The following is a 20,622-nucleotide window of genomic DNA, read 5'->3' as shown; positions in this document are numbered from 1 at the left end:
TCAGGCCTTTTCACCCAGCAGGCCGGTGGGGCGCACCAGCAGGATCAGCAGCATCAGCGCGAAAGGAATGGTGGCGGCCAGGCTGGAAACCTTCAGCGTGAGCAAGCCGCCCACACTTTCGGCCCAGGCGCGCGCGCCCACCAGCGCGAAGGCGTCGGCCAGCGTCGCATCCACCGCCACCGCCAGGGACGTGACGACACCGATCAGCAGCGAGGCCAGCATGGCGCCTTCGAGCGAGCCCAGCCCGCCCACCACCACGACCACAAAGACCATGACACCCAGCTCGAGCGCCATGTTGGGATTGGTCGTGTAGAACGCGCCCGCCACCGCGCCGGCCAAGCCTGCCAGCGCCGCGCCCACGCCGAACACGCCCATGAAGACCAGGGGCACGTTGTGCCCCAGCGCCTCGGCCATGCGCGGCCGGTAGATGGCCGAGCGCACCACGATGCCGGCCCGGGTGCGCGTGAGCAGCAGGTAGACCACGGCAAACATGGCCACGGCCACGCCGCCCATCAGCACCCGGTAGGCCGGGTAGTTCGCGCTGCCGATGGTGAACGCGGCGAAGTCCAGCGACGCGGGGATGCGGTAGTTGACCGGGAAGTTGCCGAAAAACAGCTTGACCAGCTCGGCGATGATGAACGAAAGCCCGAAGGTCAGCAGCAGTTCGTGCGCATGGCCGTGGTGGTGCACCCGGCGCAGGAAGAAGCGCTCGACCGCCATGCCGACAAAGCCGACCAGCAGCGGCGAGACGGCCAGCGCGCCCCAGAAACCCAGCACGCCCTGCAGGGCGTAGGCGAAGTAGGCGCCCAGCATGTAGAAAGAGGCATGCGCGAAATTGAGCACGCCCATCATCCCGAAGATCAGCGTGAGGCCGGCCGAGACCATAAAAAGCAGCAGGCCGTAGATGACCCCGTTCAGCAGGGAAACGATGAGAGTGTCCATGTGTCTTGATGGCATGCGGGCCGGCGCCGGGCGCCGGCCCGCGGGGCTTCAGGAAGGCCGCTGCATCTTGCAGCTGGCCTGCGCCGGCGTGGCCGCTTCCGCCGCGCTGAACAGCTTCACCGGCTTGAAGCCCATGTCGGTGTCGTCGGCCTTGTACTTCGCGTCCCTGGCGACCGTGGACACCACAATGGGCAGCAGCGCCTGGTGGTCGGCCGCGCGCATGGTCATTTCACCGTTCGGCGTCTTCACGCGTGAGCTTTCCATGGCCTTGGCCAGCTGGTTCACGTTGAGCTTGCCGCCCTCGGGCTTCACCCGCTTGAGCGCATCGGCCACCATGGCCATCCCGAAGACGGTCTGCGGCTCGGTGGCCACCGGCAGGTGGCCGGTCCTGGCCTTGTAGTCGTTGACGAAACGCTCGCCCTCGGCGCCGCCGGCTTCCGGGTTGAAGGTGTGGGCGACGAAGTGGCCGATCGCCAGGTCGCCCGCGTTGCCGATGTTGCCCGGCTGGTCGAGGAAGATGGTGCCGAAGCGCGCCTTCAGCCCCGCCGCCTTGGTCGCCTTCATCAGCAGCAGCAGGTCGTTGGACCAGTTGCCCGTCATCACGGTGTCGGCCTTGGCGGCGCCTATCTTGGCGACGTAGGGTGCGAAATCCTGGATCTTGTTCACGTCGTGCAGCGTCTTTTCCACGACCTGGTAGCCGCCCAGCTGCGCGTTGTCGACGATGGCCTGCTCCATGTCCTGGCCCCAGGAATAGTTCTGGTTGATCGAATAAACCCGCGAGCCCAGCGCGTTGGCCTGCTTCATCGCCAGCACCAGCGCCTTGGTGCGCACCTGTGCGTTGCCGCTGAAGCGGAAGTGGTGGAAGTGGCATTTCTCGCCCGTGAGCTCCAGCGCCTCGGCGCCGACGTTCACGTAGATGATTTCCTTGCCGGGGTTGCGCAGGTTGTGTTTGCGCACGTCCTCGGTGATCTGCCCGCCCACCGCGGACGAGGCGCCCTGCACCACGATGTGCACGCCGTCGGCCACGGCCGCCTTCAGCTTGTCGGCCGCGCCGCCGGGGCCGCCCTGGTTGTCATATTCAAGCAGTTGCACGGGCTGGCCGTTCCAGCCGCCCTCCGCGTTCATGCGCTCGACGGCGTAGCGCGCCGCGGCGCGGTAGGTCAGGCCCGAGGCGGCCTGCGGGCCCGAGAGTGTTTCAATCACGCCGATCTTGACCGGGTCGGCCAGGGCGCCGCCGGATGCCAGGCAGGCGGCCAGCGCGGCCAGGCTGAAGAGAGTGGAAGGACGGTTGCTTTTTTTCATGATGATGTCTCCTGCGTTGAAGTGCTGTTACAGATACTCGATGTTGGCGTCCACGCTGACCGCCTGGCCGCTGATGTTGCGGGCCGCGGGCGAGCACAGGAAGAGCGCCATGGCGGCCACGTCCTCGGCGCTCACCATGCGCCGCAGGGAGGTCTTGCGGATGTATTCGTCGCGCATCGCGTCGGCGCTGACGCCGGTGGCGGCAGCGCGCGCGGCGATGACGCTGTTGATGCGCTCGCCTTCCACGATCCCGGGCAGGATGGCGTTGGCGCGCACGCCCTGCGGGCCGAGCTCGATCGCCAGCGACTTCACCAGCCCCACCACCGCCCACTTGGTGGACGCGTAGGGCGTGCGGAACGCGTAACCCAGGCGGCCCGCGACGGAACTCATGGCCACGATGCAGGGGTTGGCCCGCGACTCCTTGAGCAGGGGCACGGCCCGGCGGGCGAACAGGAACTGGCTGTGGAGGTTGACGGCGACCGTGCGCTCCCACAGGCTCGCGTCCATGCTTTCGACCGGCCCCGTGGGGCCCGCGATGCCGGCGTTGCTGACCAGCACGTCCAGGCCGCCCAGCGTGCCGCGCACGTCGTCGAAGACGAGGTCCACGTCGCGCTCGATGGATGCGTCCGCGGCGCTGCTGGTGATGCCCGGCGCCTGCACGGACAGGCGGTCCAGCGCGGCGCGGTCGATGTCGCAGACGTGGACATGCGCCCCGGCCTCGGTGAACGCGCGGGCGATCACCGCCCCGATGCCGCTGGCGCCGGCGGTCACAAGGACTCTCAGGCCGGGCGCGGGCCGGAGCGAGTCGAGAATGGTCATGCGATGGTTATCCGTGTTCAGGTTGGCGTTGGCATGACTGTCGCGGATCGCACCCGCGAATCCAATGTGCCGCCCCCACACCGGATGCCGTGTTTAGATGTGCGGGGAAGACTCCGTACAAACCCGAAGGGAATGGGCCCGCGCGCGCGAGGCTGCCCCGGGAAAGCACGCGCAGCGCGCGCAACGCCCGTCTGTTAGCCTCTGCGGTCCGGCGGCATTGCACGCCGGGCAAGGAGCCGGATATGACGATCGAGTTCGAGGCCGAGGCCGCCCAGGAAACCGCCTGGGACCTCGTCAGGATGCTGCACCAGGGAGCCGCCGCGGCGGACTTCGCCGACCAGCTCGCCCAGGTGGAACTGCTGCCGGAAAGCAACCCGGCCAAATCGGGCCTGGTCGAGCTCGTGCGCATGGCGATGGCGCTTCGCAACCGGCTCGACCTGTCGCAGCAGCGCGAGAGCGGCATGATGGCGGTCATCGAATCGGCGCGCGACCTCTCCAGCCGCCTGCACGTCAAGGAACTGCTGGGCGCGATCGTCTCGCGCGCGCGCAACATGCTGGGCGCGCAGCTGGCCTGGCTCTCCGCCTACGACACCGGCCTGGCCGCCTTCCACGTGCTGGCCGCCGACGGCGCCCTGGTGCGCAGCACCGGGGAAATGGTCGCCGGCCGCGACCTCGGCATCGTCAGCGTCGTCGTCAGGACACGCTTGCCCTTCACCACGCCCGACTACCTGAACGACACCCGCTTCCCCCATGACCCGGCGCTGGACGCCAGCTTTCGCGAAGAAGGCATTGCGGCGGTGGTCGGCGTGCCGCTGTTGTGGGAGGACGAAGTGATAGGCCTGCTGTTCGTCGCCGACCGCTACCACCGCACGCACACGGCGCAGAACATCTCCGTGCTCTCCACCCTGGCCACGCATGCGGCCGTGGCCATCAAGAACGCCCTGGCTTTTGAACAGGCCGGCGCGGCGCTTGCCAGCGCCGAGGCCGCGCGCGCCGAACTGGAGCGGCACACGGCCAAGGTGCAGGCGGCCGCCGAGGCGCACGAGCAGATGACCTCGCTGCTGGCCCAGGGCGCGTCCCTGGGAAAACTGTGCGAATTGATCGCCCGGCTCATGCAGGGCAGCGTGCTGGTGCTCGACGACGGCGACCAGGTCATTGGCCGCGGCACAGCGCCCGGCTATGCGGACTCCGCGGCCGAACGCTACGAAGCGCATGGCAGCCACAGCGGCGTGCTGGTGAAGGCCTTGCGGGGCAGCCGGGAAATCGGCCGCTCGGTGGCCGCCTACGACATCGACGGGGAGTCCTGCCGCGCCAGCGCGGTGATCGCGGGGGACGGGGTGCTCGGCTCCGTCCTGCTGTTCCGCCGCGGCGAGCTCGATGAAATGGCCGTTCGCACCTTCGAGCGCAGCACCAGCATCGTGGGCATCGTGCTGCTCTCCCGGGAACGCATGGAGGCGACCCGGAGCCGCGACCAGTCGGCCCTGCTGCGGGCGCTGGCCTCACCGCGCCAGGACGACCTCGTCATCCTCTGCGAGCGCGCCGGCCGTTTCGGCCTGGAGTTGTCGCAGCCCTGCTCCCTGATCCTGGTGGAAATGGGCGACCCGCAGGCCGCGCAGGAATCCAGGCGGCTGCGCGCGGCGAACCTGCTGCCCAACACGGTGTTCGACGAGATGGAAGGCGTGCTCACCATCCTCTGCGCGACGACGCAGGCCGAGGACGTGCGCCGCACCGTCGCCGGGCTGGCGAGCGCCAACCTCGGCGCCGACTACCGCGGTGTGGTGTCGCGGCCCCTCGCCGGCCCCGCCGACATACCGGCCGCGCACCTGACCTTGCGGCGGGCCCTGCCAGTGCTGGGGCGCCTGGGCGTGCGCGGGCGCATCGTCGGCCAAAACGAGCTGGCCCTGTATTCGACCCTGTTCGAAACGCACGACCGGGCCAGCCTGGCCGCCTTCCTGGACACCACCATAGGCGCGCTGACGGCGCACGACCAGAAGCGCGGCTCGGAACTGGCGACCACGCTGCTGAGCTATTTCGACAGCAACCAGAACGCCAGGGCCGCGGCCGAGCGCCTGGGCATCCACGTCAACACCATGCGGCAGCGGCTGGCCACCGTCGAAGACCTGATCGGGCATTGGGGCAATGCGACGCGCGCGCTGGAAATCCATATCGCGCTGCGGCTGTGGAGTCTTGGACGCGACCTCCACGAAGGAACGTGATGGCTCGTCGCAACGCCCGATGGGAAAACCCGGGCCGGACTTCAGCGGAATTCAACATGCTGGAGCCGTGTTTACGACCTTAATTGCGCGGAATAAGTGCGCTGTCGCGCAGCGTGACTGTCATTCGACAATCACGCTCTTTGCAGGATTGCGGGGGGTGAGAAGGCTTGTGTGCCGCACAACTTCGCTGCGAGAAGTGAGCGATCTGCAGCCTTGCAATGACTTCGAAAATTCACCTTGCGCCAATTCAGAAAATTATACGCAATGCGTAGCAAGCTCTTGCGACTATCGCTCATTGCGTATATTATTTGACCATGTTAATGCCCCAACAAGCCCTCTTGCGCGACGCAATGCGTAGATTAAATCTGACCCGTGAGGCCTTCTCCCAGAGAATCGGTTGCACCCGGCGGGCTCTGGATACCTGGCTCCTGCCGGACGAATCCAGCGAATTCCGGGCGATGCCGGAAGTCGCAAAACGATTCGTTTCAGAGATCCTGGGGAAGCTTGAGTTGCCCGCAGGTGACGCCGCAGTGCATGGCGCGTCCGGCCTTGGCGATGACGCGGCGGGCAAGCTTCAGCGCTTCGGGAAACTCAGCCATCTTCTGTCGGTGGACCAGTTCTCGCGCGAGTCGGCGGAGGCGCTGTGCACGCTGGCCGACGCCATGCAACCGATTGCCAGGCGCCGGAAAGTGACGCGCGTTTTGGAAGGCGCCGTCCTGGCAAATCTTTTCTTTGAAGCAAGCACACGAACGCGGCTCAGTTTTGCATCAGCCTTCAGCCGGCTCGGCGGCTCGGTTTGCGATACGACGGGCTTCACGTTCTCTTCGATGGCAAAGGGGGAGTCACTGCACGACACCAGCCGGGTTGTCAGCGGGTATGCCGACGTCGTTGTCATCAGGCACCCGGAGCAAGGGTCGGTCGGCGGGTTCGCCCGGGCAACGAACGTGCCGGTGATCAATGGCGGCGATGGCGCCGGCGAACACCCAACCCAGGCGCTCATCGATCTGTACACGGTTCAGCGGGAATTCTCCAGGCTCGGCAAGCTGGTTGACGGTGCGCACATCGCGATCGTGGGAGACCTGAAATACGGGCGCACGGCGCACTCATTGAGCAAGCTGCTGTCTCTCTACAAGAACTTGAAGTTCACCTTGATCGCGCCACCCTCCCTGGAAATGCCGGACGATATATGCGGCTTGATCGAAGGCCGCGGACATTCAGTCGTGCTCGCGAGCTCGCTCGCGAATTCGCTGGGCGATGCGGACGTCCTCTACACCACGAGAATACAAAAGGAACGGTTTACGGGAGAGAGTGTTGACAACTACCTTGCCTCTTTCCAGGTCAATCGGCAGCTCATGGATTCCAGCTGCAGGAAGGATGTCGTCGTCATGCATCCACTTCCGCGAGACGGTCGCCCGGGCGCCTACGATCTGAGCACCGACCTGGATGGAGACCCGCGCCTTGCAATCTTCCGGCAAACCGACAACGGCGTCCCGATCCGGATGGCGATTTTCGCAACGCTCCTGGGAGTGGAAGGCCACGTTCAACGTTCACTGCGCGATGCAACGTGGGCTGTACCGGAGACTCTGGGCCCCGACGACATTTTGCTGGATGACCACGAATAGAGGCTCCCGCGGGCGGTCGTGCGGGCACAGCATTTCCTCGCGCACACTGGCAAAGTGCATCCGACCGATAGCAAGACGAAAAATACCTGGCGTGCTGAGATGACTTGCTGTCGAGTCATCTCACATTGACCATTCACTGCCCCAGTTTCCTGTCTCTATCAACCCACAACCGTCGAAAAAATATCCGCGATCGGGACTTTATGCACATGTGACGGGTTGTTGTAACTGATATGTACTCTGATAATCCGCGAACATTATTGGAGGGATTTCAGATGCAATTGCGCGAAGGCAACCCGGGGCTCAAACGTCTCATGTCCAGCCAGAAGAAATATCCAGCGGCCGCGCCAGGCGGCCCCGCTACAAACAAAGCCTCCGGGTTTGCGATTTCAGCCACAGCATTCGCAGTCGCACTGCTCGCCGCCTCTCCCCAGATCGCACGTGCCGCCAATGAGTGCGGTGTAGAGGTATCGGGCCAGGACACGCTGACCTGCGCCGCCGCGAACTATGCGGCCGGCATCGCCTATACGGGCTCCAACGGGCTGACGCTCAATCTGGCCAACCCGGCCATGGTGGTGACGGGCGCTCAAGGGGTATCACTTCAAGCCGTGGTCGGCCCGATAGCTCCGCAGCTGACCGTCAATGTGACCAACGTCAACACGATCACCACCACGGGCTCCGCCGTGGCGATCACCAACCAAGGCGTGGGCGGGATTTCCTCTGTCAACGTCCAAAGCGGAACGCTCACCACAACCGGGGCGGCCAACACCGTGTCGGCGGGCGTCGCCCAGACGACAGGGAGTGCGCAGGTGACGTTGACCGGCGGACAGGTCCTGAATACCGGAACGGGCGGCGGGATCATTGCCACGCTAACGACTCCCACTGGGACAGGCAACACCACTGTCCTGATCACAGGTGGCGCTATCCAGGCAGTCGGCTCAGGCGCCCAATCGTCGATCGCGAGTGCTGCACGTATCGGTACGTCGAGCCTCACCATGAGTGGCGGTTCCGTTCTAGCCTCGGGGACCAACAGCAACGGTTTATGGGCGCGAAACGGCGGCACAGGATCAACCCTGCTCCAGATGAGCGGCGGCACGGTCGCCGCCACCGGAAATAACGGCGACGGCATCCTCGCCTCGATCGGTACCGGCACGTATACGGTCGACATTTCAGGCGGCACCGTGACAGGCGGCAGCGGCTTCGGCGCCGCTGTTCATACCTCGGGCGCCGGAGGCGGTACGGTCAACATCGGCGCGGGTGTAGTGCTCAATGGAGGCGCCTCCGGCGTGGCACTGCGGGACGGCGACTTGAACCGCGATGGTGTCGACGAAATCGGCGGCAATTCGGTCATCACCACTGCAGGCACCCTGAATGGCGCCATCGTGCTCGGCGGTGGCACCGACACGCTTACCGTCACCGGCGGGGCGATCAACGGCAACATCACCGGCGACGGCGCCGATGCCCTGAACCTGAACCTCGGTACGAACAGCTTCACCCACGGCGCGGCCTATGCCATCAGCGGCATGAACGGCATCGTCATGAATTCGGGTGCCGTGCGGCTCGACGGCACCGTGGCAGCCAACACCCTGAACGTGAAGGGCGGCACGCTGGTGCTCGGCAATACCTCCACGATCACAACCACAGCGATTGAAGGCGGAACCCTCTCCGTCAACGGCACGCTCACCGGCGCCGTGAACGTGCTCGGCGGGCGCTTGCAGGGCACGGGCAGGGTCGGCAACACGACGAACTTCACCGGCGGCACCATCGCACCGGGCAACTCGATCGGCACGCTGCTGATCGCGGGCAACTACGTGGGAAGCGGCGGAACGCTTGAAATCGAGGGCGTGCTCGCAGGCACGGGCTCCCCTGCGGACAGGCTCGTGATCACGGGAAACGCGAGCGGCACGACCAACATACAGATCATCACGACGGGCGGCGCGGGTGCCCTGACCGGATCGGGCAACACCGACGGCATCTCCATCGTCCAGGTGGGCGGCACCAGCACGGCCACCACGTTCCAGCTGGCCGGTGGGTATGCCGCCGCCGGGCCGTACCAGTACCAGCTGCGGGTGTTCAACCCCGCGAGTTCGGCTGCCAGCCAGGCAGACCCTTCACTCGGCGCCGTGCCGTTTTATGACTACCGCTTGCAATCGGTGGTGGACGCCAGCGGCAGGCCCGTTGCCGTGCCGCAGATTGCCGGCTACCAGGCCATGCCCACCGGCGCCGTGCGCTATGGGGCCTCACTGATGGACTCCGTGCACACGCGGCAAGGCGAGTTGCGCGACCTGGCCACGACCCGCGGCAGCAGCAGCGAGGAGCGCGAGCGTGCATTCTTTGTGCGTGTGAACGGCTCCCGCAGCGATGTTGACGGTAACCGCGCGTCGGGCTATGAGCAGGACATCGACTACCTCCAGGCCGGAGGCTATGTGTTCGGGCATGACATGGAGGGCGGCGCCACTTTGCGCATCGGTGGTGCGCTCAGCCGCGGCCAGTCCAAATTGCGGGCTTCCGCATCCAGCGCCCAGGTGGACTTGAAGGGCACGACGTTTGCCCTGACCTCGACCTACCGGTCGGCGGCGGGCTGGTATCTCGATGGCGTCGCGCAACTCACGGACTACACCTCCAGGATCCAGACCCGCGAGCGCGGCCGTGTGGGGTCGCCCGATGGATTGGGCCTGGGCCTGTCGGTTGAAGGCGGCTACCCAATGGACCTCGGTGGCGGCCTGGTCATCGAGCCTCAGGCGCAGCTGTCCTATCAGAAGATCAAATTCGACACGTTCATCGACGTGGACAGCGTCACGGTCGACCTGCAGGACGGAGAAAGCCTGCGCGGGCGCGTGGGTGCCCGCCTCAAGAAAACCTTCAATGCCAACACGCCCCGCCAGTGGACGCTGTACGCCGAAGGCAACCTGCTCCACGAATTTCTGAAAGACCGCAACATCACGGCCGGGGGCGTCTCATTCGCGTCGGATTCCCTCGGCACCAGCGCGCAGTTGGGCGGCGGTATCAACGCCCAGGTCGGCGTAAACACCACCCTGTTTGCCGGCCTGAGCGTCAGCAAGGGCTTGAGCAAGGGAGCCGCGGACGCCTGGGGCGCCAACCTCGGCTTGCGGGTCGCTTTTTAGGTTAGTTTGCCGGACGAGGGCCCGGCGGCAACGATTCTCTTGCATTCCGCGAGAGTGGAGACGGAAAGCGAGTCATAAGTGGATCAGATTTCGGCGACGGTGCGGTCGCATTGATGGACAGCATCTTCAGCAGATGTGGGCCCGCCTGGACCTCGGCAACCGCAACACCGAAGCCGACAGCATCGCCCAGGCGCTGTACCACGGCATGAAGGCCAACTGCTGCCGCCGGCGACGGGCAGGTAGGCGGGCAAGCAGCGTTCAACACGCAGTGCGCTGACGCGCACCCGTGACTGTCATTCGACAGTCACGCTTTGCAAAATTGCGGGGAGAGAGGTTCGTGTGACCGCATCACCTCGCCAAGCGATGTAAGCGTCCCCGCCGTCCCATTCGTCCGAGATTTCACCTGCCGCGTGAAGGCCTCTCGAACCGCCTCGGTCAATGGTGCCGCGGTACGGATTTACAGAAACACCGAACAATCAGTTTCGGCGACGAACTGCTGCAACGCGTCCAATCCAGCCACGGAAGTGCCACTTTGATCAAGGGATGGAGACCATGCGCAAATCGCACCATATCCGGGAATGATTCCCAAGAGGCCCCCGCCTACACCGCTTTTCACGGGTAGGCCGATCGTGAAGGATGTTTCCCCAGACGACTCATAAGTTCCGCTACTGGTCATAAGAGAACAAACTTGGTGCGTCTGTGTCGGGCTGATCACCACTTTTTTTGTGGACGGGCACACGCCACGATTAGCCAAAAACAAGGCGCCACGCGCGAGATCAATACAGCTGCTTCGAATTGCGCACTGGGCACAGTAAGCTTTGAGAACCTGATCTACCGGATTTGCAAAGTTGCTGAAGCTTTTCATGAGATATGCGGCCGCCATATTTCGATGAGCGACTGCCATTTCACTCGCCGCAACCGCGCGATCGTAATTGATCTCAGGGTTGCCGGTTAACTCGCGTATGAGATGTACAACGGCGCTTTCCATTTGAACAAACCGACTACTGAGGCAGTCTGAGACAACAAGGGCGCCCGCATTCACAAAGGGATTTCGTGGCTTGCCGGATTCGATCTCCAGCTCAATCAGTGAGTTGAATTGGTTTGAGCTTGGCATACGGTCCACTCGAATCCAAAGATCAGACCCTATGGTCTTGCAAGCAAGCACCAGAGCGAAAAGTTTGGAAATGCTTTGTATGGAAAACGGCTCCGCCGCATCCCCGACCGATGAAACATTTCCATCCAGAGTCGCCACTGCCAGCCCAAATTTATTGGCATCGACAGAGGCTAATGCAGGAATGTAGGTCGCTACCTGTCCGCGACGTGGTGCCGAATTGACGTGCAGGTGAATTTTTTGGAGCAGGCTGTCCAGTTCTGTCTGCCGAAGAGGGAGTGGCTTCATCAGCCCAGAAGAAGCTCAGCAATGAAAGATTCGCATTGAGCTAGCTGATCGAGAGACACATATTCGTCAGGCTTGTGAGCTTGCTCAATCGACCCGGGACCGCACACCACCGTTGGGATGCCCGCGTCTTGAAACCAGCTTGCTTCTGTACCAAATCCTACGTAACTCAGTGGCGTGTCCTTTCGACGCATACGTGAAAGAAGTTTTGACGTCCCCTCATTAAGCCCCTCTTCAGGTGACGCGGCTCCGAAAGCGGGCAACTCTGATTCAGTTTTGAATGTTATTGCACTTTCTGCGAAGTCCTTGCGCATTTCAGGGAGTACATGGTCTTTTGCAAAAGCGCGGATTTCAGCTTCCAGGCTATCTACGTCCGTCCATGGCAAATTTCTGATGTCAAAGTCAAAAGTGCACTCTGCCGGCACCGTATTTGCGCTCAGCCCACCCTGGGTCATGTTTGTTTGTATTGTCGAATAGGGCACGTCGTAACCGTAGTGACGTTGTTCAAATGCCTTATGGCGGTCGGCCATACCTTTAAGGTAGACGATTATTTTTGCCGCGTGCTCAATGGCGTTAACACCTTGAGGGGCAAGAGACGAATGGGCCGCCTTGCCGCGAACGCTGCAGCTTAGATGCCGTCGCCCCTTATGACCTATCACCGCGCGCATACTGGTTGGTTCGCCAATGATGCATCCATGAGGCTGGATGTCAGCATCGCGTAAATCTGCTATTAAGCTACGAACGCCGAGCATTGAGGTCTCTTCGTCAAAAGTCAAGGCCAGATGCACGGGAGAGTCTATATCGGCCGCAAGAATTTTGGGTACTGCAGCCAGGCAGACTCCAATAAAGCCTTTCATATCGGCAGCACCGCGGCCGTATATGTTGGCATCGGAAACGATTGCTTCAAACGGCGCCGTTTTCCACTTCTGGCCATCAACCGGCACGGTATCGGTGTGCCCAGAGAGAATGAGACCACCACTGGTCCCCGAACCCAGCGTCGCAAACAAATTGGCTTTCTTGCGCCCTTCATCAAAAGTTAGACGCGACTTTACGCCATGCTTCAAAAGATAATCGCTGATCCAGTCGATCAGCGGCAGGTTGGAATTACGGGAAACAGTGTCGAAAGCGACGAGTGTTTTGACGATCGAAACTGTCTGGGAAGTTGGCTCACGCTTGGGCGAAGACGGTTTTTTATTCATACATTTCAATCATTCAGATGGCAAGCAGTCAAACGGCCCATTGCGATCATTCTCAACTGCGGGGCCTCAGTCTTACACCTGGTCATCGCGTGGGGGCATCGCGGGTGAAAATGACAGCCAGTGGGTGGATTGAGCGGACTAGGAATTTCCCCCAGGACGGGCATGAATTTCTTGCGCCCTGAGGTCAAAGTCGGTGCTGCTTGCAGCAAGGCCGCCGTATAAGGATGATGTTGTCGACTAAACAACTCCACCGTCGGTGCAACTTCCACAACGCGCCCTAAATACATGACGACGACACGATCGCTGATGTGCTTCACAACTCCCAGGTCGTGGCTGATGAATACATATGTGAGTCCGAGATCCTGTCTCAGTTTGATGAAGAGGTTCAGGACCTGGGCCTGTATCGATACATCCAAGGCCGCGACAGACTCGTCGCAAACAAGCAACTTTGGATTCACAGCCAATGCTCGTGCAATACCGATGCGGGCCCGCTGGCCGCCTGAAAACTGATGGGGAAAGCGATCCAGCAGTCCAGCTGGGAGGCCGACCTTTTGCAAAATGCTATTTACGTAGTTAGCCTTGTCGCTTTTAGTGATGATTTTTTGCGTCACTGGTGCGTCACCAATGATGTCTATGACCTTTAGCCGCGGGTTTAGGCTGGCGTAAGGGTCTTGGAAAATCATCTGAATTTCCATTCTTTGTGCTTTGCGCTCTTGCGCGTTCAATTCAGCGACGGGGATACCTCGCCAAATCCGCGAACCACGCGTAGGATCTTGAAGACCGGCCATCAGCCGACCTAGTGTGGATTTCCCACAACCGGACTCCCCTACCAATCCGACAACTTCACCTTCAGCTACAGCCAAATCCACGTTATCTACTGCATTGACGGTGTGACCAGTGACTGGTCTAAATCCCAGGGGTTTTCCCAGCATATTTGTGAATTGGCTGATGGGGTCTACCCGCTTAATGAATATCTTCGAGACTTCACGCAGTTCAAGAACGGTGTTGCTCATGTTGCCTCCTTCTTTCGATACTCATAGGGGAAAAAACATCTTAGTTGGCGCCCGCTCTCGCGCGGCGACAGCGGAGGCATACGAAAGCATTCCTGCTTTGCCTTGCTGCAACGCAAATTGAACGGGCAACCTGGGGGGAGCTGCGCCAGGTGAGGTGTATTTCCGGGAATTTGGTGAATAGGGACGCCTCGCTCGTTGCGAGATGGCGCACTGTTGATCAGCCCGACGGTATAGGGGTGCTCTGGACGAGATATCACGTCCTGCACCTGACCGTATTCGACTATGCGACCGGCGTACATCACTGCGACAGAGTCGGCAAGGCCGGCGATGACGGAAAGATCGTGAGTGATCCAGACCATTGCCGTTCCAGAGTTGCGACATAAGCCTTGCATTTCGGCTAGGATTTGCTCCTGTATTGTGACGTCGAGTGCGGTGGTTGGCTCATCTGCAATGATGACTTCAGGTTCGTGAAGAAGCGCAATAGCGATAGCGACCCGTTGTCTCATGCCTCCCGAAAATTGGTGCGGGTAAGCCTCTAATCGCTCATCTGGCGATGCAATGCCAACCTTGACGAGCGCCTCGCGTGCGGCCTGCCTGGCTTGGGATCTACTCACTTTTTGATGAGCTTGAACCGTCTCTATCATTTGAGTATCGACACGGAGTACGGGATTCAATGTCAGCATCGGGTCTTGAAAGATCATCGCGATCCTCTTGCCACGAATATGTCGCCACTGCGATTCGGAATACCCGCTAAGGTCCTGACCCCTCAGAATCACTTTCCCCGAAACTACGCGACCGGGGCTGTCGACCAAATTCAGGATTGAATAGCCGGTCTGGCTTTTCCCGGATCCGGATTCCCCTACGAGCCCGAGAATTTCCCCGCGCAGAAGTTTGAAACTAACGTCGTTGACAGCGATAACCGGACCGGCCTTCGTTCGAAATTCTGTTGTGAGGTTATGAACCTCTAATACCGTTGTGTTCATGCGTCACCTTACAGTGTTTGGAGTTTGGGATTCAATACATCCCGTAAGTGGTCGGCTACCAGGTTGATGGCCATAACCGTAAGGAGTAGTGCAATGCCAGGGTAGAAACTTATCCAGTAATTGCCCGACAACATGTATTGAAATCCGTTCGCTATAAGCAGCCCAAGCGAAGGCTCGGTGATCGGGAGTCCTATGCCGAGGAACGAGAGCGTGGCCTCAAGCGAAATCGCGGAGGCGACTTGGAGCGCCGCAACGACGATTAACGGAGGCAGGCAATTTGGCAACACCTGGTTGAAAACAATTTGCCGGGTTGTGAAGCCCAGGCATACAGCCGCTTCGACGTACTCCTTGTTTCGCTCCACCAATGCGGCACTTCTCGCCGTTCGCGCGTAAAACGCCCATTGCACAGCTACAAGTGCGGTGAGAATTTTTTCGGCGCCTTGCCCCAATACAGCCAATAAAATTAGCGCGATCAGAATGGCGGGAAATGAGAGCTGCAGATCAGCAACCCGCATGATCAAGGCATCGACCTTTCCTCCGTGATAGCCAGCCAGAAGTCCAAGAATTCCTCCCAAAAAGAGGGCAATGACTGTGGATGTAACGCCTATCCACAGACTCGTACGCAGTCCGAAGAGAATGGCAGACAGCATGTCTCGACCCTGGTCATCTGTCCCCAAGACATACCAGAAGTTTGTAGCGCCTCTAGAGGCCGGTGCCAGGCGCGAATCCTCAAGACTCAATGCCGCCAGGTCATAGGGGTTTTGAGGAGCGATGAATGGAGCGAATAGAGCGCCGAGTGAAAGGAGCAACAAAACCACCAATGCGGTCATGGCCACTTTGTTGGCCAGAAATTTGGAAACAATCTGGTTGTAAAGAGATTCAGACATGGTGTTTACCTGTAAAGAAAGGCGGCGTTAGGCAGTCAGCACGGCCGTGAAAATCAGATGACCGCCAAAAACGCCATCGCGATCGTGTCGAACGGAATCAGCCGGCATTTTTTTCATTTGGCTTCCTCCGATTGCGGCGAGCGTCTAGGCGAGCCGGACCCTCGGGTCTAGGGCGGAATAAAGTAGATCCACAATCAAATTGATAAACACAAACATCGTCACAATGATCAAGAGGTAGGCCACTACAACGGGGCGGTCAAGCGTGTTTATCGAATCGATAATCAGCTTTCCCATGCCGGGCCAGGAGAAGATGGTCTCCGTCACGATCGCAAACGCGATCACCGATCCAAACTGCAGCGCTACCACAGTGATGATGGGTATAAGGATGTTTTTTAGGACGTGGACGCCAACGATGCGCGAGTTTGACAATCCTTTAGCCCGTGCGAACTTGACATAGTCCGTCAGCATCGCCTCTTGCGTACCAGCTTTAGTGAGGCGGATGATCAAGCTGATGTTGAATAACGCGAGATTCAGTGCGGGCAGCGCAAGATGCCGCAGACCTTCGAATGACAAAAAGCTGACGGGAATGCCGAACAGTAGGGACGTAGGACCACGTCCACCGCTTGGCAAGAAACCAAGCTGGACGGAGAACAGCATGATCAGAACCAAACCCACCCAGAATGTTGGGAGCGAAAACCCAACAATTGACGAACCCATGACCAGCCGGGAGCTGGGTGATTCGGGGTGAAGGCCTGCCCATAATCCCAGAGGCAAGCCCAGCACCAATGCAATGATCATCGCGCCGAACGCCAGCTCCATGGTCGCAGGAAGGCGCTCCAGGATCAAATCGATTGCGGAACTGCCGTATGCGAAGCTTTGTCCTAGATCTCCTTGCAGCGCATTCCCAACGAACTTGAAGTACTGGATATGCAGAGGCTTATCAAGACCTAGTCGGGAGATAGTTTCAAGCTTCTCCACATCACTTGCATTGGGGCTGACAAGAATCTCTGCTGGATTGCCAATTGCATACACCCCGGCAAAGACGAGTACCGACATGACGAACAAGACGACTATGGCCTGAAGTGTTCTTTTTATTAAGAATGAAAATAGCATTTTGTCTCCTTGTGGAGGATTATTCGGATTGACGACGGAATGTCGAACGACATATAGTTGTCGCACCATGCTGTTTACTCATGCCCACTGATGGCGCGCTCTAAAGTCACATTGCCGTCCATGACAATGCTTCGCGTATTCGAAGCCACCGCAAGATATCTGTCGTTTACACGTGCTGCAGAGGAACTATTTCTGACGCAAAGTGCAGTAAGCAAACAGATAAAAGCGCTCGAAGATCAGCTTGGGAGAGCAATGTTCATGCGAGGCAATCGCGGGCTGATGCTTACCCCTATCGGTGAATCCTTCTATCGTGAAATATCACCATTGCTGACATCCCTAGAAAAGGCAACGGAGAATGTGATGGATTGCGGAGGGGTAACCAAACTGACGCTGCATGTGTTCGCCACATTAGGCGAAAGGTGGCTCATGGACCGCTTTCCAAAATTCGCTCGAGCACATCCGGATATCGAAGTTGTATTCACACCCATGCTCTCCAGCGATGGACAAAAACAACTAAAGCTTGATGGTGATTTCCGTATTGGCGCTGGAATTTGGCCGGGCTATGTTGCCGACTACCTTTTTGGGCGGGAAATGCTCCTTGTAGGTAGTCCGGAGCTGCTTGAACGGAAGGGCGGTCTTTCAACGCCCGCGGACATCATCAGATTTCCTTGGCTCCAACACTTTCAAGTACCCCACGCCTGGGATGAACTTAGCGAGTCCATCCCTCAGTTAGCCACCTCGGCGAAACTTGGGCAAGCGCCGCAGGCATCTATGTATGAGTTTTACAATATCCTCATACGTGCAGCTGTAGGCGGGCTAGGTCTAGCGCTCGTCCCGCGGATCTGGATAACGTCGGAACTCGCAGGCGGAAAATTGGTTAACCCGCTATCGATAGGTATTAAAAGTAAATTCGGCTATTTCTTTGTTGTGCCGGAACATCAAGCAGAGTTGAAGTCAGTCGCAGCGCTTCGCTCATGGCTAGTAGAAGAAGCGAAGCAAACCCAGCGGGAAGTGCTGGGTTTGCCTTCTTGAAAGCCGCCGAAGTTAGGGTTTCGAAGCGACGGCGTTTGGTGTAAAGCGGAACGCGTAAGTGCGTTCATCTGCCCGTCCGGGATAGGCGACGGTCCGGCTCATGCCCCAGATGGTTGCCTGATGGTGCAACGGAATTACCGCAACATCATCCATCGCCATCCTGGTTGCTTGTTGCAAGAGCTTCTCGCGGCTCGAATCTACGATGGTAACCATCGCACGGTCGATCAACTCATCGACGGTTTTGTTGGAATATCCCACGTTGAAGTTTCCGTAGCCCTTGGCTGGGTCTTTGGAAGCAATCAATGCCCTCAACGGAGAAGATGCCTCGGCAGAATCGGGGGCCCACCCAACTAGAGACAGCGCGAATTCGCCTTTGTTGTTTTTCGGGAAGAACGTAGCCGCAGGCATCGCTTCGACTTTGGCAGTAATGCCTACTCGTGCAAGCATCTGGGCGATGGCTTGAAGAAGTTGATCGTCCATCAAATAGCGATTGTTTGGGCCACTCAGCGTCATGTTGAAGCCGTCAGGATAGCCTGCTTCGGCCAGCAGTTTTCGAGCGCCCTCCGGGTCATATTTGGAAGTTGGCAGATCCGATATGTAGCCAGGCAGACCAGAGTTGATCAGCTGTCCCGTAGTGGTCGCAGCCCCATCCATCACGCGTCCGAGAAGCGACTCACGCGAAATGGCTTTATCGATTGCACGACGAACTTTCAGGTCACGCAGCGGATTAACATTCAGTGGCGCACCCTTCTTATCTGAAAAATGCACGCTGGCACCTTCACTTTGGTTAACCGCCAGATAGATCAATCGATAGCCGGTCCTCGCCACAGTTTGAAGCGATGGCTCTTTTTTGATTCGGGACATGTCTGCCACAGGCACGCTGTCAATTGCCTGCACGTCCCCCGAAAGCAAAGCGGATACTCGACTTGCGTCATTAGTCATAATCCGGAAGGTCACTGTTTCCCAGCTGGGTTTGACGCCCCAGTAAGCATCGTTTCGCGCAAGTTCAATGCGATCACCTCGAGCAAATCGAGTCAACTTGTAAGGCCCCGTCCCGATTGCGGCCTTGCCACTGTTGAAGTCTGCAGTTGTCGCGCCGGTGGCGGCCTTTTTGCTGATGATCGGAATGATTGCCAGATCGTTCGGAGCGAGGGGATGCGGCTTCGTCGTTTTGATACGAACCGTCAACGGATCTACGGCCTCGACCGATGCAAATGCACGGGTGTAAGTCGTAAAAAGACCAGGGCTATCTTTGACAGTGGGCACCCGCTCCAAGGTGAACTTCACGTCCTCAGAGGTGAAGGGCGATCCGTCGTGAAATTTGACGTTTCCCCTAAGTTTTAATTCCCATGTGAGTTCGTCAATCGCCTTCCACGACAACGCCAGGCCGGGCGTCATTGCCAACTTGTCATCGCGGATGATTAGTCGGTCATAAACGTGATCAGCAATATTTTGATTAGGCACATACAGGTGGAAGTGGGGATCCATCGACGTGACATCCGCGGCCAATCCAATGGACAGAGGGGCCGCATTAGCGAGAAATGGCGTAGTGCCCCAGATCGCGATGGCAAGCGGAAGAGCTCGGGTGAGTACCTTGACTACAGCTGATTTCATGAAAACCTCCTAATAGTTATGAGAACCTTGAGTCTGTCGATACAACCTGAAGCATTCAAACGCTAAATATTCCCTGTGGTATTCCTTTCTGGAAAACGCAACTCGTCCAAGTTGGCGCAAATGATTGCCGCCGCGGAATAAGGTCTGTCGGGATCTGTAACAGGCAGGGCGTCCATATCCCGGATGCGCATCGGCAAAGCTGCAGCGGCCCACGGAATTGGCCAAGGCCTTTCAGGTGGCTGGAGCGCTAGCGATACCGGTCAACCAGGGGCGGGCAGGTGTATGCATCAGGGGGATTCCCACCACCGTGAGGACCTTGCAAAGTAGGCCAGGACGATGAAGCTACGCACGCACTTTGCCAACCTCGGTAACGCCCTGAACCGCAAAGTTGCGGGTCCCGCGAGCCATGGTGGAAAGCGGTTGAACGGTGATGTGTGCACAGCAGCAATAGCGCGAATTGGGCCCAATTGGCAAGGCCAATGTGGAAACCATGCAAAATTGGCCTGACACGAGGGCCTTTAACCCGGCGCCCCGCCGGCCCTCACTAACCGCAGCCCAAGCGGAGGATCCCATGCTGGAGCAACTCAAACAGCTCGACAACCGCCGGTTGTACCAACAAATTGCCGACCAGATACGCACCTTCATCGACAAGGGCAACTACGCACCCGGCGCGCGCCTGCCCCCCGAACGGGATCTCGCCCAGCAGCTGGGCGTCTCGCGCCCCTCAGTCCGCGAGGCGCTGATCGCGCTGGAGATTGAGGGCAGCGTTGAAGTGCGCATGGGCGCCGGCGTGTATGTGTGCAGTGTGGCGCAGCGCAAGCCGCAGGCGCTGCCCACCCTGGGGGAAAGCCCGATCGAGCTGATGCAGGCCCGCGCCGCCATTGAGGGCACCGTGGTGCTGCTGGCATGCGCCAAAGTCACACCCGCCGCGCTGGTGGCGCTGCGCCATATCCTGGACAACATGCTGGCCGCCATGGGGCAGAACCGCTCCCCACTGGCGTTTGACCGGCAATTTCACCTCGCCATTGCGGCCATGACCGGCAACGCCGTGCTGGAGCGCCTGATCGGCGAGCTGTTTGACGGGCGGCACAGCCCCATTTCAGCGCGGTTGCGTGCGCATTCCGAATCGGGCCAGACGTGGGCCGCCGCGCTGCAAGAGCACGAGGCCATCCTGCGCGCACTGGAAAACCGCGATGTGCTGGCGGCGCAAACCGCCGTACGCATGCACCTGCAGGCCTCGGAACAGCGCTGGGTGGAGAACAACCGCAGCGAATGGTCATGAGTTGAACCCGACGCGCAGGCACGCCGCCGCGGCGAGACTGCGCGCAATGCCCGCGTACCGGGCTTTATGGCGGTTGATTC

At 59.8% G+C, this 20,622-nt stretch carries 15 protein-coding genes; 5 read left to right on the top strand and 10 right to left on the bottom strand.

Annotation, left to right across the window (positions count from 1 at the left end; genetic code table 11):
• From ACLV74_RS18280 to ACLV74_RS18270, 3 genes are read right to left on the bottom strand one after another with little or no spacing between them, the layout of a single operon-like run.
• Window positions 1-942 (bottom strand): branched-chain amino acid ABC transporter permease, encoded by a 942-nt coding sequence (locus tag ACLV74_RS18280; protein WP_411880832.1) that lies wholly within the window; start codon window positions 940-942, stop codon window positions 1-3.
• 48 nt (window positions 943-990) lie between these two features.
• On the bottom strand, window positions 991-2,244 hold the full coding sequence (locus ACLV74_RS18275; protein ID WP_411880831.1) for a branched-chain amino acid ABC transporter substrate-binding protein: 1,254 nt from the start codon (window positions 2,242-2,244) through the stop codon (window positions 991-993).
• Between the two features lie 27 nt (window positions 2,245-2,271).
• Complete coding sequence (locus ACLV74_RS18270; RefSeq protein WP_411880830.1) at window positions 2,272-3,063, bottom strand: SDR family oxidoreductase; 792 nt, start codon at window positions 3,061-3,063, stop codon at window positions 2,272-2,274.
• Between the two features lie 242 nt (window positions 3,064-3,305).
• Here ACLV74_RS18270 and ACLV74_RS18265 point away from each other — a divergent pair, with 242 nt between their 5' ends.
• The 3 genes from ACLV74_RS18265 (at window position 3,306) to ACLV74_RS18255 (ending at window position 10,023) form a co-directional block, all read left to right on the top strand.
• The gene (locus tag ACLV74_RS18265) at window positions 3,306-5,279 is read left to right on the top strand and encodes a GAF domain-containing protein (RefSeq protein WP_411880829.1); all 1,974 of its coding nucleotides are present in this window, start codon (window positions 3,306-3,308) and stop codon (window positions 5,277-5,279) included.
• Window positions 5,280-5,593: 314 nt separating this feature from the next.
• Window positions 5,594-6,901, top strand: coding sequence for an aspartate carbamoyltransferase (locus ACLV74_RS18260; protein ID WP_411880828.1), 1,308 nt, complete (start codon window positions 5,594-5,596; stop codon window positions 6,899-6,901).
• A gap of 272 nt (window positions 6,902-7,173) precedes the next feature.
• Window positions 7,174-10,023, top strand: a complete 2,850-nt coding sequence (locus tag ACLV74_RS18255) for an autotransporter outer membrane beta-barrel domain-containing protein (RefSeq protein WP_411880827.1) — start codon at window positions 7,174-7,176, stop codon at window positions 10,021-10,023.
• 457 nt (window positions 10,024-10,480) lie between these two features.
• On the opposite strand, the gene ACLV74_RS18250 is transcribed toward ACLV74_RS18255, so the two are convergent.
• From ACLV74_RS18250 to ACLV74_RS18225, 6 genes are all read right to left on the bottom strand, one after another.
• Window positions 10,481-11,422, bottom strand: coding sequence for a glutaminase (locus ACLV74_RS18250; protein ID WP_411880826.1), 942 nt, complete (start codon window positions 11,420-11,422; stop codon window positions 10,481-10,483).
• Window positions 11,422-12,618: an acetylornithine deacetylase gene (gene argE, locus ACLV74_RS18245; protein WP_411880825.1), complete on the bottom strand. Its 1,197-nt coding sequence runs from the start codon at window positions 12,616-12,618 to the stop codon at window positions 11,422-11,424. Before argE ends, ACLV74_RS18250 begins: the two co-directional genes overlap by 1 nt.
• A gap of 5 nt (window positions 12,619-12,623) precedes the next feature.
• Window positions 12,624-13,631 carry an ABC transporter ATP-binding protein gene (locus ACLV74_RS18240; RefSeq protein WP_411880824.1) on the bottom strand — a complete coding sequence of 336 codons (1,008 nt, stop codon included), beginning with the start codon at window positions 13,629-13,631 and terminating at the stop codon, window positions 12,624-12,626.
• The gene (locus tag ACLV74_RS18235) at window positions 13,628-14,614 is read right to left on the bottom strand and encodes an ABC transporter ATP-binding protein (protein ID WP_411880823.1); all 987 of its coding nucleotides are present in this window, start codon (window positions 14,612-14,614) and stop codon (window positions 13,628-13,630) included. Before ACLV74_RS18235 ends, ACLV74_RS18240 begins: the two co-directional genes overlap by 4 nt.
• A gap of 8 nt (window positions 14,615-14,622) precedes the next feature.
• Window positions 14,623-15,501, bottom strand: coding sequence for an ABC transporter permease (locus ACLV74_RS18230; RefSeq protein ID WP_411880822.1), 879 nt, complete (start codon window positions 15,499-15,501; stop codon window positions 14,623-14,625).
• A 144-nt stretch (window positions 15,502-15,645) separates the two neighbouring features.
• Window positions 15,646-16,614, bottom strand: coding sequence for an ABC transporter permease (locus ACLV74_RS18225; RefSeq protein ID WP_411880821.1), 969 nt, complete (start codon window positions 16,612-16,614; stop codon window positions 15,646-15,648).
• A 120-nt stretch (window positions 16,615-16,734) separates the two neighbouring features.
• On the opposite strand from ACLV74_RS18225, the gene ACLV74_RS18220 reads away from it, so the two are divergent.
• A complete protein-coding gene (locus tag ACLV74_RS18220) occupies window positions 16,735-17,646 on the top strand; it encodes a LysR family transcriptional regulator (protein WP_411880820.1) in 912 nt (303 codons plus the stop codon).
• A 12-nt stretch (window positions 17,647-17,658) separates the two neighbouring features.
• Here the strand turns inward: ACLV74_RS18220 and ACLV74_RS18215 are convergent, their stop codons facing one another.
• On the bottom strand, window positions 17,659-19,260 hold the full coding sequence (locus ACLV74_RS18215) for an ABC transporter substrate-binding protein (protein ID WP_411880819.1): 1,602 nt from the start codon (window positions 19,258-19,260) through the stop codon (window positions 17,659-17,661).
• 571 nt (window positions 19,261-19,831) lie between these two features.
• Here ACLV74_RS18215 and ACLV74_RS18210 point away from each other — a divergent pair.
• Window positions 19,832-20,542: a FadR/GntR family transcriptional regulator gene (locus tag ACLV74_RS18210; protein WP_411880818.1), complete on the top strand. Its 711-nt coding sequence runs from the start codon at window positions 19,832-19,834 to the stop codon at window positions 20,540-20,542.
• Window positions 20,543-20,622 lie beyond the last annotated feature (80 nt).

The organism is Polaromonas sp. YR568 (assembly GCF_943369415.1).
GTDB lineage: Bacteria > Pseudomonadota > Gammaproteobacteria > Burkholderiales > Burkholderiaceae_C > Polaromonas.
This window is presented reverse-complemented; position numbering and strand designations above follow the sequence as displayed.

What these genes read in the sequence shown, in the direction of transcription:
- ACLV74_RS18230 (WP_411880822.1), bottom strand. Translation starts at nt 15,501, where the DNA reads ATGTCTGAATCTCTTTACAACCAGATTGTTTCCAAATTTCTGGCCAAC.
- ACLV74_RS18240 (WP_411880824.1), bottom strand. Translation starts at nt 13,631, where the DNA reads ATGAGCAACACCGTTCTTGAACTGCGTGAAGTCTCGAAGATATTCATT.
- argE (WP_411880825.1), bottom strand. Translation starts at nt 12,618, where the DNA reads ATGAATAAAAAACCGTCTTCGCCCAAGCGTGAGCCAACTTCCCAGACA.
- ACLV74_RS18255 (WP_411880827.1), top strand. Translation starts at nt 7,174, where the DNA reads ATGCAATTGCGCGAAGGCAACCCGGGGCTCAAACGTCTCATGTCCAGC.
- ACLV74_RS18225 (WP_411880821.1), bottom strand. Translation starts at nt 16,614, where the DNA reads ATGCTATTTTCATTCTTAATAAAAAGAACACTTCAGGCCATAGTCGTC.
- ACLV74_RS18270 (WP_411880830.1), bottom strand. Translation starts at nt 3,063, where the DNA reads ATGACCATTCTCGACTCGCTCCGGCCCGCGCCCGGCCTGAGAGTCCTT.
- ACLV74_RS18265 (WP_411880829.1), top strand. Translation starts at nt 3,306, where the DNA reads ATGACGATCGAGTTCGAGGCCGAGGCCGCCCAGGAAACCGCCTGGGAC.
- ACLV74_RS18215 (WP_411880819.1), bottom strand. Translation starts at nt 19,260, where the DNA reads ATGAAATCAGCTGTAGTCAAGGTACTCACCCGAGCTCTTCCGCTTGCC.
- ACLV74_RS18250 (WP_411880826.1), bottom strand. Translation starts at nt 11,422, where the DNA reads ATGAAGCCACTCCCTCTTCGGCAGACAGAACTGGACAGCCTGCTCCAA.
- ACLV74_RS18275 (WP_411880831.1), bottom strand. Translation starts at nt 2,244, where the DNA reads ATGAAAAAAAGCAACCGTCCTTCCACTCTCTTCAGCCTGGCCGCGCTG.
- ACLV74_RS18235 (WP_411880823.1), bottom strand. Translation starts at nt 14,614, where the DNA reads ATGAACACAACGGTATTAGAGGTTCATAACCTCACAACAGAATTTCGA.
- ACLV74_RS18280 (WP_411880832.1), bottom strand. Translation starts at nt 942, where the DNA reads ATGGACACTCTCATCGTTTCCCTGCTGAACGGGGTCATCTACGGCCTG.
- ACLV74_RS18220 (WP_411880820.1), top strand. Translation starts at nt 16,735, where the DNA reads ATGACAATGCTTCGCGTATTCGAAGCCACCGCAAGATATCTGTCGTTT.
- ACLV74_RS18260 (WP_411880828.1), top strand. Translation starts at nt 5,594, where the DNA reads ATGTTAATGCCCCAACAAGCCCTCTTGCGCGACGCAATGCGTAGATTA.
- ACLV74_RS18210 (WP_411880818.1), top strand. Translation starts at nt 19,832, where the DNA reads ATGCTGGAGCAACTCAAACAGCTCGACAACCGCCGGTTGTACCAACAA.